Below are 17788 nucleotides of genomic sequence, written 5' to 3' on the forward strand. Positions count from 1 at the left end.
CGCCCTGCCCGGGCGGCGGCGTCCCGTCAAGCGAGGCGCGTCAGGCGATCTGCAGGTCCTGCAGCGCCGTCTCCAGCTCCTGGAAGCTCGGCATATAGGCGGAGGGCGCCATCTTCCGCCCCGTCTCCACCGACACTTGCGGGGCGTTGCCGTGCAGGTGCGCCACCAGCACGGCGCGGATCACCTCGAAATACTTGCACTCCTCATCCACCACGCCCTTCAGCCGCGCGGCCATCGGCCCCATCAGCCCATAGGCCAGCAGCACGCCGAGGAAGGTGCCGACGAGCGCGCCGCCGATCATGCCGCCGAGCACCGTCGGCGGCTGGTCGATCGCGGCCATCGTCTTGATGACGCCGAGCACCGCGGCGACGATCCCCAATGCCGGCAGCGCGTCCGCCATGTTCTGGATGGCGTGGGAGGGATGCATCTCCTCCTCCCGCATTTTCTTCAACTCCCGCGCCATCACGTCCTCGATCTGGTGCGGATCGTCGGCGTTCATCCCGACCATGCGGAGATAGTCGCAGATGAGCGCCACCGCGTCGGGGTTGTTCTTGATCTTCGGGAACTTCGCGAAGGCCGGGCTCTCCTCCGGCTTCTCGATGTGCGGCTCCAGCGCCATCGCGCCCTTCGTCTGCACGAGGCGGACGAAGTAGTAGAGCAGCGACAGCATCTCCACGTAGTCGTCCTTGTGGAAGCGTGCGCCCTTGAACACCTTCCCGAAACCGCCCAGCGTGTGCTTCACGTCGTGCATCGAGTTCGACATGACGAAGGCACCGATCGCCGCGCCGCCGATCATCAGCGCCTCATAGGGCAGGGAGTGCAGGATGATCCCGAACTTGCCCCCCGCGATGGTATAGCCGCCGAAGACGGTGGCCAGCAGGAAGACGAAACCGATGATGGTGGTCATCGCGCGGCAGTCCTTGTCGGTGCGATGGTGGGGGACGGTGCGGCGGGCGGATTTTCCCGCAGCAGCAGGATGGAGACGCGCCGGTTCGCGGCGGCGGCAGGGTCGTCGGCGATCAGCGGCTCCCGCGCCGCCAGGCCGGTGACGCTGCGGATGCGGCTCTCGGCCACGCCGCCCTCCACCAGCAGCCGGCGCGTGACGTTCGCCCGGTCGGCCGAGAGGTCCCAGTTCGACCGGTCCCCCGTGCGGAAGGGCGTCGCATCCGTGTGGCCGGAGATCGCGATCGCGTTCGGCACGCGGTTGATCACGCCGGCCACGCGGGCCAGCAGCCCCCGCGCCCGCTCCGCCGGCGCCGAGCCGCCGAGGGCGAACATCGCCTGCCGGTCCGCATCCAGGATCTGAATGCGCAGCCCTTCCGGCGTCTGTTCCACCTGAAGCTGCCGCGCGAGATCGGCCAGCGTCGGATCATCCCGCACCGCCGCCCGCACCTGCTCCGCCAGCCGGTCGAGTTGCTCCCGCTCCCGCCGCTCCAACTCCGCCCGCAGCGCCGCGTCGGAGGCGCGGGCGGCGTCGCCGCTGCGGTCGCCCTCGGGCATCCCGCGCTCGGCCGGGCCCTGGCCCTGGGCCTGCAACTGGCGCGGCGTCGCCGCCTCGTCGTCACCGACCGGCCCCTCGCGCCGTTCCACCGGCGTCGCGGGCTGCTCGCTGTCATCCTCTTCCAGGTCGAACTGCACGGGCCGCGGCCCCGTCTCCACCCGTGGGGTGGAGGCGTTGGAGGCCATCTCCCCCACCTCGCTCGGCGTGCGCCCGCCGAAAGGCTGGCCGGACCCGCTGGTGCGCTGCGCCATGACGTTCGTCGGGTTGAAGTAGTCCGCGAGGCCGCGCCGCTGCTCCTCCGTCGTGGCGTTCAGCAGCCACATGAGAAGGAAGAAGGCCATCATCGCCGTGACGAAGTCGGCATAGGCGACCTTCCAGGCGCCGCCATGGTGCCCGCCCTCGCCCTCCTCGATGCGCCGGACGACGATGGTCGCGCCACCGTCCTTCCCGCCCTTGCCCTTGCCTTTTGCGGCCACCGATCCTGCCCCGGATGCGGCGGGCATTCTCGCCGGGGGTGCTTAAGGTCCGGTTGATCCGATCACGGGCGCGTTATCGAGGACCCGATAGGTTCATTCTCCTGGCTTGAGGCAGGCCTCCGCCAGTGTCCGGAACGCCGCTGCCCGGTGGCTGATCGCGTGCTTCCGCGCCGGATCGAGCTCCCCGAAGGTCAGGCTCTCCCCCTCGGCCACGAACATCGGGTCGTACCCGAAGCCGCGCTCGCCCCGGGGCGGCCAGACCCAGCGCCCATGCGCCTCCCCCAGGAAGGCCTCCACGTGCCCGTCCGGCCAGGCCAGCGCCAGCGCACAGGAGAACCACGCCCCCCGGTCCGCCGAATGCCGGGCCAGCCGCTCCACCTTCCCCATGGCCAGGGCATAGTCCCGCCGCCCGTCCGGCTGCACCGCCCAATCCGCCGTGTAGACGCCCGGTGCCCCGTCCAGCGCCGCGACCGAGAAGCCGGAATCGTCGGCCATCGCGACCATGCCGGACGCCGCGGCCGCCGCCCGCGCCTTGAGCGTCGCATTGCCGATGAAGCTGGTCTCCGTCTCCTCCGGCACCGGCAGGCCCAGTTCCCCGGCGGTGACGACCGTGATCCCGTACTCCGCCAGCAGCGCCGCGTTCTCCCGCGCCTTGCCGGCGTTGTGGGTCGCCAGGCAGATCCGCCGCTCGCGCAGCGGCCGGTGCGCGCCCGTCACGCCGGCCGCGCCGCCTTGGCGGCGGCGGCCTGCAGCGCCGCGCCCATCGCGGTCGGCGGCGGCGAGCCCACCACGGATTCCACCGCCGCGCGCTGCGCCGCGAACAGCTCCGCCGTCCCCTTCCGCGCCAGCCCGAGCAGCGTCACCAGCTCCTCCTGCGTGAAGGGGGCGCCCTCGGCGGTCGCCTGCACCTCCACCAGCCCGCCCTTGCCGGTCATCACGAAGTTTCCGTCCGTGTGGGCCGCGCTGTCCTCGGCGTAGTCCAGGTCCAGCACCGGCCGTCCCTCCCACACGCCGCAGGACACCGCCGCCACCTGATCGATCAGGGGATCGCGGGACATGATGTTGTTCGCCCGGCAATGGGCGAAGGCCAAGTGCAGCGCCACCCAGGCCCCGGTGATGGCGGCGCAGCGCGTGCCGCCATCGGCGGTCAGCACGTCGCAGTCCAGCGTCACCGTCATCTCCCCCATCAGGGAGCGGTCCGTCACGGCGCGGAGCGAACGACCGATCAGCCGCTGGATCTCCTGCGTGCGGCCGGACTGCTTGCCCCGCGCCGCCTCCCGGTCGCCGCGGGTGTGGGTGGCGCGGGGCAGCATCCCGTACTCGGCGGTGACCCAACCCAGGCCCTTGCCGCGCAGGAAGGGCGGCACGCGCCCCTCCACGCTGGCGGTGCAGAGCACCTCGGTCAATCCCATGCGGACGAGGCAGGACCCCTCCGCGTGCCGGGCCACGCCCGGCTCCAGCTTCAGGGTTCGGAGGACGTCGGGGGCGCGTCCGGACGGGCGGCTGGACATGGGGCGGTCTCTCGGGGTGGGGGCGGGAACAACACGCCCGCGCCGGCCGCTGTCAACGCCGGTTCCGCCGGGGCGGGCGCGACGACCGGCGTCGTCAGGGCCGAGGCCGCGCGCGCCGGCTCGCCGGGCGGAAGCCACAGCGCCAGCATCGTCGCCCAGACTCCGGCCACCGATCCGCTGCCCGACACGTGGCGCCCTCCTTCGTCCCGCGCTCCAGCCATGGCCGCGCTCCCGTCCGAGGCCGGGATTGGGGCACGGCGCCTGCGACGGAAGAATGTCCCGTCGGTGACGGAATGTGGCAGGATCAGCGGCGGAGCACGACTCGAATCCGTTCCACGGGCTGCGCCGGCGGCGTGTTGCTGCCCGGCCGTGCGCCGCGGCCACAGTGTGGCATCACAGCCCTGTGACGGAGGCCCGTTCCCGCCCTGGCCCGGTCCCCGTAGCCGCCGCGTCCACCCTCCCGGCCGTCCCTCCCGCGGTCAGGGCCAGGGGCGCGGGTTCGCCCTCAGCCAGTCCAGCACAGCGTCCACGCTCCGGTCCGGCGGGAAGACGGGATAGAGCACGTCCTTCACCGTCCCGTCGTCGATCATCAGCGTCATCCGCCGCAGCAGAGCCATCCCCGGCACGTCCATCATGGGCAGCCGCAGCGCCTTGGCGAAGGTTAGCCCCGCATCCGACAGCAGGGGGAAGGGCAGTTCCAGCCGCCCCGCCGCCTCCCGCTGGTAGCGCGTATCCTGGGTGGACAGCCCGAACAGCTGGTGCACCCCCAGCTCCCCCAGCTCGTCGATCCGGTCGCGGAAGGCGAGGCACTGGGCGGTGCAGCCCCGCGCGCCGGGGATGCCGTCCCACCCCTCCGGCACGCTCCCGTCCGGCGGCGCGGTGCGGGGATAGATGAAGACCACCGTCCGCCCCTTGAGCCGGGACAGGTCCACGATCTTCCAGTCCGTTCCCAGCAGCTGGACCGGCGGAAGGCGCCGCCCCTTGATGTGCCGCACCGCGCCGTCATCCACCGGGGCCGGGATGGTGGACCAGTCGGGCACGTCCCGGTGCGGCGCCGCCACGTCGTCGGACATTCGGTTCCTCCTGCGCGTCGCCCCGTCCTGCGCCCGCCGCGCCCGCCGCGCAACACCGCCCCGCCGTGTCGCGGCGCCGCGTTGACGCCCGCACCCCCCGTTCCTAGCTTTCCTGATCCCCTTGCGACGTTGAGAGAGGTTCACCACCCGAATGGGCTCCCAGCCCAATCATCGCCCCGGCCTCGCCACCCCCGGCCTCACCGCCGTCGGCCTGACGGGCACGGCAACGGGCCTCCCGGGCCTGGATAACCGCGCCGCCGCCATCCTTCGCCAGGTGGTGGAGCTCTATGTCGAGACCGGGGAGCCGGTCGGCAGCCGCACCCTCTCCCGCCGCCTGCCGCTCACGCTCTCTCCCGCCACCATCCGCAACGCCATGGCGGACCTCGAGGAAGCGGGCCTCCTCTACGCGCCGCACACCTCCGCCGGACGGCTCCCGACCGAGCGCGGCCTGCGCCTCTTCGTCGACGGGCTGCTGGAGTTCGGTGACCTCACGGATGAGGAGCGGGAGGCGATCGCCGCCCGCTGCGCCGCCTCGGGCCGCTCCCTGCAGGACACGCTGGCCGAGGCCGGGCAGATGCTCTCCGGCCTCGCCGGCGCCGCCGGCCTCGTCGTCGCGCCGAAGGCGGATTCCGCCATCCGCCACATCGAGTTCGTCGCCCTCGGCCCCGGCCGCGCCCTCGTGGTGCTGGTGGGAGAGCGCGGCCATGTCGAGAACCGCGTCATCGAGGTGCCCGCGGACCTGCCCGCCGGCGCGTTGACCCAGGCCGGCAACTACCTCAACGCCCGCCTGAACGGCCGCACGCTGGAGGAGGCGCGCGGCCTCGTTACCACCGAGATCGCCGCCAACCGCACCGCGCTGGACGCGCTGACGAACCAGGTCGTCCAGTCCGGCCTCGCCACCTGGGCCGGCGGCGGCGGCGGGTCCCTCATCCTGCGCGGCCAGTCCCGCCTGCTGCAGAACCTGGACCAGGCGCAACGCGTCGCGGAGATCCAGTCGCTCTTCGACCGCCTCGAAGCGCAGGAGACGATGCTCCGCCTGCTGGAGCTCGCCCAGCGCGGCCAGGGCGTGCAGATCTTCATCGGCGCCGAGAGCGGCGTCTTCGACACCGCCGGGCTCTCCATGGTCGTCGCCCCCTTCCGCAACGGGCAGGAGCGGATCGTCGGCGCCATCGGCGTGATCGGCCCGACCCGCATCAACTACGGCCGCGTCATCCCCGTGGTGGACTACACCGCCCAGGTCATCGGCCGGATGCTCGGCTGAACCACGCCGGGCGCGCGGCCCGCGTGAGCGCATCCCGCCGCAAAGCCCGACCTTCAGCGGCCCGCCCACACGAGCGGGAGAGCCCGCCCGCCACGCCGCAACAGCCCCCTCCACCCAGCGTTCCCCCGGTCCGGCGATACGCCGGACCGAGAGGAGGGCCAGACATGGCATCGAGCGGATCGCAGAAGGGCGGCAGCAAGGGCAGCGAGCAGGCCGCGGGGGAGAAGGGCGTCTCCCAGGAGACGGTCGGCGCGGGCAAGGACAAGGACCCGAACAACTTCGCCAACAACCCGGAGCGTGCCGCGGCCGCCGGCCGCAAGGGCGGCCACAACAGCCACAAGAACGACTGATCGCGCGACGTCTGGACCCCGGGGATAGGGGTGACTCCCTTCCCGGGGCGACGGGACGCGCGAACGGGCCTTTCCCTCAGGGGAACGACGGACAGGGCGGGGCCTCCGGGCGGAGGTCCGGCGTCCTCCGCGCTACGCCACCCCCGCGAACCGCGCCCGGTAGGCGCCGGGCGGCACGCCCAGCCGCCCGCGGAAGTGCAGCCGCAGCGTCGCGGCGCTGGGGAAGCCGCTCGCCTCTGCCACCGTCTCCATCGGCAGGCGCGTCGTCTCCAGAAGCTCCTTCGCGCGTGCCAGCCGCGTCTCCAGCAGCCAGGCGGCGGGCGTGGCGCCGGTCGTCGCGCGGAAGCGGCGGATGAAGGTGCGGCGGCTCATCCCGGCCTCCGCGGCCATGCGGTCCAGCGGCCAGTCCTCGCCGGCCGAGGCACGCATCCGGTCCAGCAGCGGCGAAAGGCGGGACGCCTCGTGCACGGCGGGCACGGGGCGCTCGATGAACTGGGCCTGGCCACCCTCCCGGTGCGGCGGGACGACGAGGCGGCGCGCGACGCTGCCGGCCGCCGCCGAACCACGGTCCCGGCGGATGAGATGGAGGCAGAGGTCGATCCCCGCCGCGGTGCCGGCGGCGGTCAGGATGGGGCCCTCATCCACGTAGAGCACATCCGGCACCACGGTGACGGCGGGATACCGCGCGGCCAGCGCCGCGGCATAGCGCCAGTGGGTGGTGGCGCGCTTGCCGTCCAGCAGCCCCGTCGCGGCCAGCACGAAGGCCCCGGAGCAGAAGGAGAGCAGCCGCGCCCCCCGCGCGTGCGCCGCCCGCAGCGCTTCCAGCAACGGCGGCGGCACCGGCGCGTCGGCGGGCGCGTCGGCGCCGCGCCAGCCCGGCACGATCACCGTGCCGGCCGTTTTCAGCAGGTCCAGCCCGCCATCGGCCATCACCCGCACCCCGCCCATGGCACGGAGCGGGCCCTCCTCCACGCCGGCGACGGCGAAGCGGTACCAGCCCGGCTCCAGCTCCGGCCGCGGCAGGCCGAACACCTCTACCGCCACGCCGAACTCGAAGGTGCAGAGCCCGTCATAGGCCAGCGCGACGACGAGCGGGTTCGCAGGAGGTGGCACGATCCGGACGGTAAACCGTCTGCGTGCCAGCCGCCATGTTCGGGCTGATCCGCGTCCGAACCGGCCCCGGAGAAGGCGTCGCCTTCCCCAAACCCCATCCACCAGGGGGCGAACGCGCCCCCTGGACCCGCGTCGAAAACAGAACGCGGGGTCCGGGGGGGCCGTTGGCCCCCCAGCGGAGGGTCCGGGAGGCCGAGCCTCCCGGAGCCACCCGCGCCGCGAATCAGGCCGGCGGGATGAAGACCTGAATGACGCCGGGGAAAGGCTCCATCGCCTCGCAGCGCGCGGCGTGCGCTTCCAGCGCCGGCCAGCGCGCGGGGTCGAAGAGGCCGGGATGCGCCTCCCGCACGAAGCGGATGGCGCAGGCCACCGCGATGTCGCCGTGTCCGATCTTATCGCCGAACCAGAAGCGGGTGGCTCGGGGCGCGCGGTCGGCCTCCAGCGCGTCCAGCACGCCGGCGACCTGGGTGCGGCAGCGCTCCACCCAGGCGGGCGAGACCTCCGGGTGCAGCACGCGCTCGTAGACGAGGCTCACCGCCTTGTCGGCCAGGCCCGTGGCCAGGGCGCAGAGCTTCAGCGCCGCCCGGCGCCCCGGACCGGCGCGGGGGATCAGGGCGCGGTCGGGGCCGGCGACTTCGTCCAGGTGGTCGAGGATGGCGCCGCTCTCGATCAGCGCCTCCCCGTCATCGAGGAGGAGCGTCGGCACGCGTCGCAGCGGGTTGTGCGGCGCGATCTTCTCCGCGTCGCCGAAGGTGGACCAGGGGCGGTGCTCGTAGTCCAGGCCGTAGAGGTGCAGCGCGATCGCCACGCGCCGGACGAAGGGCGAGTCGTACTGGCCGATGAGGATCATGCGCCGGGCTCCTTCGGGACGAGGATGATCCTGTGCGGGAGGCCGAGCGCCCTCAACCGCGGAGTGAGGCGGGCTCCCCTGCGTCGTGCGCGGTCCGTCGAGCCCTGCGCTCGCCGTCCGGCGACGTCACGAACGGAGCGTTGCTGCGCGTCCGCGCGGCGCGCGGGATTTCGCCTTCGTTGCGGTTTCCGCCGGCTCCTCCAACAGGGCGAGGAGGCTGCGGATGGCGGTGGGCAGGGCGGCGCGCGCCGCGTCGGGCGCCATCCAGGTGCAGCCTTCCGGCGCCGGCGCGTCCGGGGCGTCCGCCGTGGCCAGCAGCATGTCCAGGTCCATGTGGGTGAAGCCGTGGTGGGCGATCCCGGGGCGCAGGACCCAGTCCAGGCCGGGCAGGGGCGCGTGGGGCAGGGCCTCCTCCAGCGTCCAGGGGGTCTCCCGCCAGGGGGCGCCCGGGATTTCCAGCATCCCGCCCAGCAGCCCCTCGGGCGGGCGCTGGCGGAGGAGCATGCGGCCCGCCGGGTCCCGGGCCAGGAAGTGCAGGCCGTGGCGATGGCCGCGCGCGGCCTTGGGCGCCTTCACGGGCAGGCCGTCCTGGATCCCCAGCCGCTGGGCGGCGCAGGCACCCCGCCAGGGGCAGATGGCGCAGGCCGGGCGGCGCGGCGTGCAGATCGTGGCGCCGAGGTCGAACAGCGCCTGCACGAAGTCGCCCGGCCGGTCACGGGCCGCCGGCTGGTCCATGAAGCGCGCCGCGGCCGGCCCGATGATCTTCCGGGCGCCGGGCAGGGGATCGCGGATGGCCAGGATGCGGGACACGACCCGCTCGACATTCCCGTCCACCGGCACGGTCGGGCGGCCGAAGGCGATCGCGGCGACCGCGGCGGCGGTGTAGGCGCCGATGCCGGGCAGGGCGCGCAGCCCGTCCTCCGTGTTCGGGAAGCCGCCGCGGGCCGCGACCGCCTTCGCCGCGGCGTGCAGGTTGCGGGCGCGGGCGTAGTAACCCAGCCCCGCCCATTCGGCCGCCACATCCTCCCAGGGCGCGGCAGCCAGGGCGTCCACAGTCGGAAAGCGGGCGAGGAAGCGGGCGTAGCGCGGGCCGACGGCGGCGACCGTGGTCTGCTGGAGCATCACCTCGGACAGCCAGATGCGGTATGGGTCGCCCTCGCCCCGCCAGGGAAGGGTCCGGCGGTGGCGATCGTACCAGGCGAGCAGCGCGTCGGCGGCGGGGAGTGCGGGGATGGGATCGGGCAAGGCCGGGGCAGGGGAGGGCGCGGCGGGCGGCAAGTCCAGCCCCCCGCGCTGGCGCGCGGCCGCGAAACCGGAAGCCGGTGCCACGCCGCAGGGCACCGCGCCCGGAGACGGCGCGGCGAACCGGCCCGCCCCTCGTACCCAGGCCGGGCCGCCGGCGCGCCCGGCTCCTGTCGAGGAGCCGCGACGCCCGGATCTCGGGCCGCGGCCGCTGGGCAGCCTCATTCCCCGCCTCACTCGCCCGGCCTTCCGGCGGAAGAGCCCGGCCGGGGCGCTGCTGATGGCGGACTGGCCCGCGGTGGTGGGCCCGGCCATCGCGGCCGTCACCGTGCCGCTGCGGCTGTCCTCCGGAACCCTGACCATCGCCTGCTCCGGACCGGTGGCGATGGAGCTGCAGCACCTCGGGCCGCAGCTCATCGGCCGGATCAACGCCGCCCTGGGATCCGTGACGGTGCAGGCGCTCCGGTTCGTGCAGCGGGCGCCGACGACCCCACCCCCGCCCCGCCCCCGCCCGGACCGACCCCTGCCGGAGGCGGTCGAGGGGGCGATCGGCACGGTCGGCAGCCCCGGCCTGCGGGATGCCCTGGCAAGATTGGCCCGCGGGGTCTATCGGGACCGGTGATCCCTATCCCTCGCGGAGCCTTTCCGATGAGCACCCGTCGTATCCTGATCGCCGCCGCGCCCGCCCTTCTCGCGGCTCCCGGCCTCCTCCGCGCCCAGACGAGCGATCCGGCCCCGGCGGCGACCCCGCCCGCCGAGACCCCCCCGGCGCCGCAGGCGGCGCCCGAGCCCACCCCGCCCGCCGCCCCGGCCCCGGACACCCGCCTGACCGAGCGCTCCGTCGGCCGGACCGACGCGCCGCTGACGGTGATCGAGTACTTCTCCCTCACCTGCGGTCACTGCGCCGCCTTCCACGCGGGCACCTGGCCGCAGGTGAAGCAGCGGCTGGTGGACACCGGGCGCATCCGGATGGTCTGGCGCGACTTCCCGCTCGACCAGCTGGCGCTCGCCGCCGCCGTGGTGGCCCGCGCCCTTCCACCGGAGCGGTATGAGGGCTTCGTCTCCGCCCTCTTCGCCTCCCAGGACCGCTGGGCCTTCGCCCGCGGCGCGGACAATGTCGCGGAGATCGCGAAGATCGCGGCCTTCGCCGGCCTCAACCGGGCGGGCGTGGACGCGGCGCTGGCCGACCCGATCCTCCAGCGCGGCATCCTGGAAGCGCGGCTGGCCGCGCAGCGCGACCACAACGTGAACTCCACCCCGACCTTCGTCTTCGGCACTCGCGTCGTGCCCGGCGGCATGTCCTACGAGCGGTTCGCCGAGCTGGCGGGCGTCCGCGCCTGATGGACACGCGTCCCTTGCCCGCCGCGATGGCGGAGTCCGGGGACGCGGCGGCGTCCGTCGAGGGCCAGGCGGAGGCGCCCGAGGCCGGGCAAAGCCCGGCCGTAGAAGCCGACGCGGCCGGGCAGAGCCCGGCCCTAGAAGCCGGCGAGGCCGGGCGGAGCCCGGCCTCCGGGGCGTCGGAGGACGGCAGCGGTCCGGCTGCCGAAGCGCCGGAGGCCGGGGAAGTCCCGGTGGCCGGTGCCGCGGAGGCGGTGGGGGCGTCCTCCCCCGCCGAGGGCGAGGAGGACGCCCCCGGGGACGACGCGGCCCCCCGCCCACCACGCACCGCGACGCTCTCGCGGCTGCGGATCGCCGGCTTCAAGTCCTTCGCCGAGCCGACCACGGTCGAGGTCCTGCCCGGGCTGACGGGCATCGTCGGCCCCAATGGCTGCGGCAAGTCGAACGTGGTGGAAGCCCTGCGCTGGGCGATGGGCGAGAACAACGCCCGCGCCATGCGCGGCGGCGAGATGGACGACATCATCTTCGCCGGCACCTCCACCCGGCCCGGGCGGAACCAGGCCGAGGTGGTGCTGAGCCTGGAGGACGCGGTCGGCCTCGCCCCGCCCCCCAACGCCGAGGCGGCGGAACTGGAGATCATCCGCAAGATCGAGCGCGGCTCGGGCACCGCGTACCGGATCAACGGCAAGGAGGCGCGGGGGCGCGACGTCGCCACGCTCTTCGCCGATATCGGCTCGGGCGCGCGGGCCTCGGGCATGGTCAGCCAGGGGCGGGTCGCGGCCCTGATCGGCGCGAAGCCGGAGGAGCGGCGCGCCGTGCTGGAGGAGGCCGCGGGCACCGCCGGCCTCCGTGCCCGGCGGCACGAGGCCGAGCTGAAGTTGCGGCAGGCCGAGACGAACCTGACCCGCGCCGACGACCTGCGGACCCAGTTGGAGACCCAGCGCGAGTCCCTGCGCAAGCAGGCCCGGCAGGCCGCGCGCTACCGCAACCTCTCCGGCCTGACCCGCGCGGCCGAGGCGGAGTGGATGGCGCTGCTGGCGGCGCGGGCGGAGGCGCAGCTTCTCTCGTCCCGCCACGCGCTGGACGCCGCGCGCGCGCGCACCCGGGACGCGGAGTGGGAGGCGGAGGGCGCCACCCGCCGCGCCCACGCCGCCGAGATGGCCCTGCCCGGACCGCGCGCCGCGGAGGCGACCGCCCGCACCGCCCTGGAGCGCCGGCGCGTCGAGGGCGAGGGGCTGGCCGCGGCCGAGCTGCGGGCCCGCGCGGCGCTGGACGCGGCCACCGGGCGGCTGGCGCAGATCGAGGCGGACCACGCCCACGCGGCCACGGTCGCGCGGGATGCGGAGGCCGCGGAGACGCGGCTGACCGGCGAGATGGAGGCGCTGGCGGGATCGCTCGCGGCCCTGCCGGCGCGGATCGAGGCGGCCGAAGGGGCACTCGCGGAGGCGGTGGACGCGACGCGGGAGCGGGAGGCGGCGGCGGAGCGGGCGGCGGAGGCGGCGTCCGAGGCCTCGATCGCGGCGGAGCGGGTCCAGGCGGCGCGCCAGGCAGCGGCGGCGGCGATCCGGCGACTGGAGGCCGAGGCCGCCCGGCTGGAGAACGAGCGCGCCCGCGCGGAGGCGGAAGCCGTGCCGCCGGAGGAGCTGGACCGGGCCGCGGCGGCTGTGGTGACGGCCGGAGAGGCCGTGGCCGCCGCGCGCGCCGCGTTGGAGGCCGCCGAGGCCGCGCGGGCAAAGGCGACCGAGGGCGAGGCCGCGGCGCGTCAGGCCGCCACCGCCGCCCAGGCCGCGGAGGGGCAGGCGCGCGAGGTGGCCCGCGCCGCGGCGGAACGGGCCCGCCGGGCGGTCGAGGGCCATGAGAAGCTGACGCGGGAGCACGCGGCGGCGCTCGCCTCCTGCATCCCCGCGGATCGCCAGGAGGCGGCGCGGCGCGAGGAGGCGGAGGCCGCGCGCGCCGCCGAGGCGGCGGCGGAGGCGCTGTCCGCCGCGGAGGCGGAGCGGGCGGCGGCGGGATCGGCCCTCGCGCGGGCCCGGTCGGCCGAGTCCGAGGCCGGCGCGACCCGGGCGCGGGCCGCGGCCGAGGCGCAGGGCCTGGCCGCGCTGCTGCGGGCGGGAGAGGGCGGTTCCGCCACCCCGATCCTGGATTCCGTATCGGTTCCGCCAGGGCTGGAGGCCGCCCTCGGCGCCGCGCTGGGCGAGGCGCTGGACAGCCCGGCCGATCCGAAGGCGCCCCGACACTGGCGCGCCCTGCCGCCCCTGGCAGAGGTGCCGGCCCTGCCGGAGGGGGTGACGCCGCTTGCCGTGCTGGTGCAGGCGCCGCCGGAGCTGGCGCGCGCCCTGTCCCAAGTCGGGCTGCTGGAGGATGAGGCGGCCGGGCTCGCCCTGCAGCCGTCCCTGCGGCCGGGTCAGGCGCTGGTGTCGCGGGAGGGCGGGCTCTGGCGCTGGGACGGGCACGGGGCCCGGCCAGGCGCGCCGAGCGCCGGCGCCGAGCGGCTGCGCCAGCGCAACCGGCTGCGGGCGCGGGAGGCGGCACGGGATGCCGCCGACGCCGCCCTGGCCACGGCGCGGGAGGAGGCCGCGAAGGCGACGGCCCGCGACCGGGAGGCGGCGGCGGCCGAGGCGGCGCAGCGCAACGTCCGACGGGAGGCGGAGGCGCGTCTCGCGCGGGCGCGGGCGGAGGCGTCCCGGCTGGCGGCCGGAGCGGCGCTGGCGGACAGCCGTCTGGCCGCCCTGACCCCGGCCCTGGAGCGCGCGGCGGCCGAGCGGAAGAGCGCGGAGGACGCGCTATCCCAGGCCCGCGACGCCCTGGCCGCCGTGCCGGACGCGACGGCCGCGCGCGCGGCCCGCGACGAGGCGGCGGTAGCCCTGCGCAACGCGACGGCGGCCGAGGAGACGGCGCGCGCGGCCCGCCGGGCGGCGGAGGGGCGGCTGGATTCGGCCCGTTCCGCCCAGGCGGCGCTGACGTCGCGGGCGGCGGCCTCGGAGGGACGGCTGGCCGCCCTGGTGCCCCAGATGGAGCGCTTGGCGGAGGATCGCGTCGCGGCGGAGGCGGCCCGCGCGGCCGCGGAGGAAGCGGGGGCCGAGGCACCCGATCCGGTGGCGGCCCGCGACGCGGCGCTGGCCGCCCGCACGGCCCTGGCCGCGGCCCGTCAGCACGAGGCCGAGGCGCGCGCCGCCCGCGCCGCCCTGGTCGCCGAGGGCGAGCGCATGGCCGAGCGCCGCGCCGCGCTGGAGGCGGAGGCCGCGTCCTGGGCCACGCGCCGGGCCGATGCCGCGACCCGCCTGACCGAGCTGTCCGCCCGCCAGGAGGCGGCGCGGATTGAGGCCGAGGCGGTCCGTGACGCGCCGGGGGAAGCGGCTGCGCTGCTGGCCAATGCCGCGCGCGCCCTGGCCGAGGTGGAGGCGGCGCATACCGCCGCGGCCGAGGCCCTGGCCGCCGCCGAGAACGAGGCGCGTGAGTCCGCGGAGGCTCGGCGCAAGGCCGACGCGATGTTCGCCGCGGCGCGGGAGGCGCAACTGCGCGCCGATGGTGAGGCCGAGCGCGCCGAGGCCGAGGGCCGCGCCCTGGCCACCCGCATCCTGGAGCGGCTGGGCCCCGACGCCGAGCTGCCCGAGGCGCCGGAGGACCTGTCCGACGCCGCCGAGGAGAAGGCGCGCCGCAAGGCCGAGCGCCTGGCCCGCGAGCGCGAGGAGATGGGGCCGGTCAACCTCCGCGCCGAGGTCGAGATGAAGGAGGTGGAGGAGCGCCTCGAGAACCTCGAGAAGGAGCGGGAGGAGATCGGGCACGCCATCGCGAAGCTGCGCGGCTCGATCGGCCACCTGAACCGGGAGGGGCGCGAGCGCCTGCGCGCGGTCTTCGACCGGGTGGACGGGGAGTTCCGCGCGCTCTTCACGCGGCTCTTCGGCGGGGGGCGGGCGCATCTGGCCCTGGTGGGGTCGGAGGACGTGCTGGAGGCGGGGCTGGAGATCTACGCGGAGCCGCCGGGCAAGAAGCTGTCCGCGCTCTCGCTGCTCTCGGGCGGGGAGCAGGCGCTGACGGCGCTCTCCCTCATCTTCGCGGTGTTCAAGTGCCACCCGGCGCCGGTCTGCGTGCTGGACGAGGTGGACGCGCCGCTGGACGATGCTAACGTGGAACGGCTCTGCAACCTGCTGGAGACGATGGCGGAGGGCGGCACGCGCTTCCTGGTCGTGACGCACCATCCCCTCACGATGGCGAAGATGCACCGCCTCTACGGCGTGACGATGCAGGAGCGCGGGGTGTCGCGGCTCCTGTCGGTGGACCTGGGACGCGCGGTGGAGATGGTCGAGGGCGCGGCGGCCTGACGGGAGGGATCGCGATGCGGTGGCTTCTGGCGGCGGCGCTCGGCGTCGCGCTTCTCGGGCCGGCGGGGACGGCGGTCGCACAGGAGGCGCGCCACGTCTGCGTGCTGGAGCCCGACCCGTCCGACCGCAATGCCGGCGCGCCGGTGGAGCGCTTCCAGCGGCTGGGCTGCTCGCGCTTCGACGTGATCAACGCCGCCTTCGCCTCCGTGGGCTGGCGGAACGCCTTCGCGGCGATCCTCTGCGACTTCGAGCGGCAGGTCCTCTTCTCGGAGGGACCGGCGGGGCCGAGTACCCTGCCGATGCTCACCTGCGTCTATGTCGGTACGCCGCGGCAGGTCCGGCGGTAGATGCGCCCTCCCGGGAGGCTCTGCCTCCCGGACCCTCCGCCGGGGGCCGAACGCGGCCCCCGGACCCCGCGATCTGATCCAACGCGGGTCCGGGGGGGCGCGTTCGCCCCCTGGTGGTCGGGCTCCGGGGAAGGCAAAGCTTTCCCCGGTTCAGCGCGGGGCCTGTTCCCGCACGCCGCACCAATCCGCGATGAAGGCGGCGATGGCGAGCGTCGTGCGCTTCACGCTCGCGAGGTCGGTGCGCTCGTCGAAGGCGTGGGAGCCCTCGCCCTTCGGCCCGTAGCAGAGCGCGGGCATGTCGTAATACAGGCCGTAGAAGCGCGTGTCGTTCACGCCGGTGCCGAGGCGCGACGGCATCGGCTCTCCGAAGACCTGCTGGTGCACGGCGCCGAGCACGGCCTCGGCCTCCGTGCCTTCCTCCTGCACGAAGCCGTCGGCCATGAAGCCGTTCCAGATCACCTCGGGCGGGTTGTTGGCCAGGAACCCATCGCCCGCCGCGGCCTGGCGCACGGTCGCCTCGATGGCGGCACGGCGCTCGGCCAGGTCGTCCCCGGGCAGCAGGCCGATGCGGCAATCCACCTCGCACCAGGCCGGCGTGGAACTGCCCCAGTCGCCGCCGCGGATGATGCCGGGGTTGAACTTGATCGGGTCCTTCAGCGCCCTGAAGCGCGGGTGGCTCTTCGCCCGCTCGTTCTCGGCCTTCGTGTGGGCCTGCAGCGCCTCGATCAGCTTGTAGGCGGCGACGATGGCGTTGGTGCCGGTCTCGCTGCGCGCGACGTGGACCGGGATGCCCAACACCTTCAGCCGGAACCAGATGACGCCGACATGCGCGCGCGTCAGGGCCTGGTTCGTCGGCTCGGGGATGAGGCAGGCATCGGCGCGGTAGCCGCGCACGAGCGTGGAGAGGGCGCCGTTGCCGGTGGATTCCTCCTCCGTCACGCTCTGCAGGTACAGGTCGCCGGTCGGCTCCAGCCCGCAGGCGGCCAGCGCGTCGGCGGCAAAGACCATGCAGGAAACGCCGGCCTTCATGTCGTTGGCGCCGCGGCCGTGCATCCAGCCGTCGCGGATCACCGGTTCGAAGGGCGGGGTGTTCCACATGGAGGCGGGGCCGGCGGGCACGACGTCCACATGGCCCTGGATAATGAGGCTGCGGCCCGTGGGGTTCGTGGCGCGCTTCGCGGCGACCACCTGCACGGCGCGGCCGTAATCCGTGTCCATGACGGGGGCGGCGCCGCGCGAACCCTCCAGCGGCACGTCGGCCAGGGTGTAGCGGTCTACCGCGTAGCCGCGCGCCGAGAGCTGGCGGGCCATCCAGTCCTGCAGCGGCGCCTCCTCCCCGCGCAGGCTCTTGAAGCGCGTCAGGTCGGCCAGGAAGGCGACCTGCCGGTCGAAGGCGGCCTCCACGGCGTCCTCCAGGCGCTTCAGCAGGGCGGGATCGGGCATGGGCGGTCTTCCGTGGTGGTGGATGGGGAACTAGAGCAGATCGCCGCAGGGTGGGCAGGCCCGGGGAGGCAAGGCCGCACCGGCCGGGATTCCCGGGCAAGGCTCCGGCCGGCCTTCGCAATCGCGTGTCCCCCCTCCACCGGGACGGTCGCCGCGGCTAGGGTCCGGCCATGCGTCCGGTCCTGATTCTCGCCGCTCTCCTGGCCAGCCTCGGCACGGGCTGCGCGAGCAACGCGCCGGAGGCCGGGGCTTCCACCTCTCGCGGCAGTGGCGCCAGCCGCGCAGGATCGCCGTCCCGGAACGCGGCCGCCCGCTCACGGGCCCGGCGGAGCCCGGCCACCACGCCGGCCGCCCTGCAGAGCCCGCCCGCCTCCGCCGACGCTGGCGCCGCGGAGGAGGGCAGCGGCGGCCTCGGTCCCCGGCGCTGGTAGCCGGCCGCACGTTTTACCCGGCGACATGCGCGGCACCTCGGGGCCGCGGACCGTTGCGCGAGCGAGTGGACATCGACGGCCCCTTCCGCCCATCCTCCCCGGCGCATCGCACGCAACCACCGGAGGAGGATCGCATGGCGACATCGGTGAAGGAGATGCTGGCGGCCGCCAACGGCGCCGTGCCCCGCATCAGCCGCGAGGAAGCCACGGCCCTCATGGCGGATGGGAAGGCACTGGTGGTGGATGTGCGGGACACGCCGGAGGTGCAGGCCAACGGTAGGGTTCCGGGCGCGGTGCACGTGACGCGCGGCATGCTGGAATTCCGCGCCGATCCGGAATCGCCCTATCACGACCCGGCCTTCAGCCGCGACCGCACGGTGATCCTGTACTGCGCCTCCGGTGGACGCTCGGCCCTGGCCGGCAAGACGTTGCAGGACCTCGGCTACCGCGACGTGCGCAACCTCGGCGGCTTCAAGGACTGGGCCGAGGGCGGCGGGCCCGTCGAGAAAGCCTAGTCCACGCCGCCGGAC

17 protein-coding genes are annotated in these 17788 nt (G+C 75.1%); 8 read left to right on the forward strand and 9 right to left on the reverse strand.

Features of this window, described 5'->3' with window-relative positions; all coding sequences use genetic code 11:
- Positions 1-40: 40 nt before the first annotated feature.
- The 5 genes from motA to ACP6CK_RS21115 all read right to left on the reverse strand — a co-directional run bounded on the left by motA (position 41) and on the right by ACP6CK_RS21115 (position 4561).
- Positions 41-907: a flagellar motor stator protein MotA gene (gene motA / locus ACP6CK_RS21095; RefSeq protein WP_426955277.1), complete on the reverse strand. Its 867-nt coding sequence runs from the start codon at positions 905-907 to the stop codon at positions 41-43.
- Positions 904-2004, reverse strand: coding sequence for a flagellar motor protein MotB (locus tag ACP6CK_RS21100; RefSeq protein ID WP_426955278.1), 1101 nt, complete (start codon positions 2002-2004; stop codon positions 904-906). Before ACP6CK_RS21100 ends, motA begins: the two co-directional genes overlap by 4 nt.
- 66 nt (positions 2005-2070) lie before the next feature.
- Entirely contained in the window at positions 2071-2694 is a 624-nt protein-coding gene (locus ACP6CK_RS21105; protein WP_426955279.1) for a non-canonical purine NTP pyrophosphatase, read from the reverse strand.
- On the reverse strand, positions 2691-3488 hold the full coding sequence (rph, locus tag ACP6CK_RS21110; protein WP_426955280.1) for a ribonuclease PH: 798 nt from the start codon (positions 3486-3488) through the stop codon (positions 2691-2693). Before rph ends, ACP6CK_RS21105 begins: the two co-directional genes overlap by 4 nt.
- 479 nt (positions 3489-3967) lie before the next feature.
- Positions 3968-4561: a peroxiredoxin gene (locus ACP6CK_RS21115; protein WP_426955281.1), complete on the reverse strand. Its 594-nt coding sequence runs from the start codon at positions 4559-4561 to the stop codon at positions 3968-3970.
- 151 nt (positions 4562-4712) lie between these two features.
- On the opposite strand from ACP6CK_RS21115, the gene hrcA reads away from it, so the two are divergent.
- The gene (gene hrcA / locus ACP6CK_RS21120) at positions 4713-5822 is read left to right on the forward strand and encodes a heat-inducible transcriptional repressor HrcA (protein ID WP_426955282.1); all 1110 of its coding nucleotides are present in this window, start codon (positions 4713-4715) and stop codon (positions 5820-5822) included.
- Between the two features lie 164 nt (positions 5823-5986).
- Complete coding sequence (locus ACP6CK_RS21125) at positions 5987-6172, forward strand: KGG domain-containing protein (RefSeq protein WP_426955283.1); 186 nt, start codon at positions 5987-5989, stop codon at positions 6170-6172.
- A gap of 132 nt (positions 6173-6304) precedes the next feature.
- Here the strand turns inward: ACP6CK_RS21125 and ftrA are convergent, their stop codons facing one another.
- The 3 genes from ftrA to ACP6CK_RS21140 all read right to left on the reverse strand — a co-directional run bounded on the left by ftrA (position 6305) and on the right by ACP6CK_RS21140 (position 9380).
- Complete coding sequence (gene ftrA / locus ACP6CK_RS21130; RefSeq protein WP_426955284.1) at positions 6305-7285, reverse strand: transcriptional regulator FtrA; 981 nt, start codon at positions 7283-7285, stop codon at positions 6305-6307.
- 223 nt (positions 7286-7508) lie between these two features.
- Positions 7509-8135 (reverse strand): glutathione S-transferase family protein, encoded by a 627-nt coding sequence (locus ACP6CK_RS21135; protein ID WP_426955285.1) that lies wholly within the window; start codon positions 8133-8135, stop codon positions 7509-7511.
- Between the two features lie 126 nt (positions 8136-8261).
- On the reverse strand, positions 8262-9380 hold the full coding sequence (locus tag ACP6CK_RS21140) for an A/G-specific adenine glycosylase (RefSeq protein ID WP_426955286.1): 1119 nt from the start codon (positions 9378-9380) through the stop codon (positions 8262-8264).
- Here ACP6CK_RS21140 and ACP6CK_RS21145 point away from each other — a divergent pair.
- From ACP6CK_RS21145 to ACP6CK_RS21160, 4 genes are read left to right on the forward strand one after another with little or no spacing between them, the layout of a single operon-like run.
- Complete coding sequence (locus ACP6CK_RS21145) at positions 9367-9999, forward strand: DciA family protein (RefSeq protein WP_426955287.1); 633 nt, start codon at positions 9367-9369, stop codon at positions 9997-9999. The genes ACP6CK_RS21140 and ACP6CK_RS21145 overlap by 14 nt on opposite strands.
- A gap of 26 nt (positions 10000-10025) precedes the next feature.
- Positions 10026-10718 (forward strand): DsbA family protein, encoded by a 693-nt coding sequence (locus tag ACP6CK_RS21150; protein WP_426955288.1) that lies wholly within the window; start codon positions 10026-10028, stop codon positions 10716-10718.
- Positions 10718-15037 (forward strand): AAA family ATPase, encoded by a 4320-nt coding sequence (locus tag ACP6CK_RS21155; protein WP_426955289.1) that lies wholly within the window; start codon positions 10718-10720, stop codon positions 15035-15037. The genes ACP6CK_RS21150 and ACP6CK_RS21155 overlap by 1 nt, the downstream gene beginning before the upstream one ends.
- A gap of 14 nt (positions 15038-15051) precedes the next feature.
- Positions 15052-15384, forward strand: coding sequence for a hypothetical protein (locus ACP6CK_RS21160; RefSeq protein WP_426955290.1), 333 nt, complete (start codon positions 15052-15054; stop codon positions 15382-15384).
- A gap of 150 nt (positions 15385-15534) precedes the next feature.
- Here ACP6CK_RS21160 and ACP6CK_RS21165 read toward each other — a convergent pair whose 3' ends face one another.
- Positions 15535-16827, reverse strand: coding sequence for an ArgE/DapE family deacylase (locus tag ACP6CK_RS21165; protein WP_426955291.1), 1293 nt, complete (start codon positions 16825-16827; stop codon positions 15535-15537).
- A 170-nt stretch (positions 16828-16997) separates the two neighbouring features.
- Here ACP6CK_RS21165 and ACP6CK_RS21170 point away from each other — a divergent pair, with 170 nt between their 5' ends.
- Both ACP6CK_RS21170 and ACP6CK_RS21175 read left to right on the forward strand, forming a co-directional pair.
- Positions 16998-17258: a hypothetical protein gene (locus ACP6CK_RS21170; RefSeq protein ID WP_426955292.1), complete on the forward strand. Its 261-nt coding sequence runs from the start codon at positions 16998-17000 to the stop codon at positions 17256-17258.
- A 134-nt stretch (positions 17259-17392) separates the two neighbouring features.
- Positions 17393-17773: a rhodanese-like domain-containing protein gene (locus ACP6CK_RS21175; RefSeq protein WP_426955293.1), complete on the forward strand. Its 381-nt coding sequence runs from the start codon at positions 17393-17395 to the stop codon at positions 17771-17773.
- Positions 17774-17788 lie beyond the last annotated feature (15 nt).

Source organism: Muricoccus radiodurans (assembly GCF_050154705.1).
GTDB classification, from domain to species: domain Bacteria; phylum Pseudomonadota; class Alphaproteobacteria; order Acetobacterales; family Acetobacteraceae; genus Roseomonas; species Roseomonas radiodurans.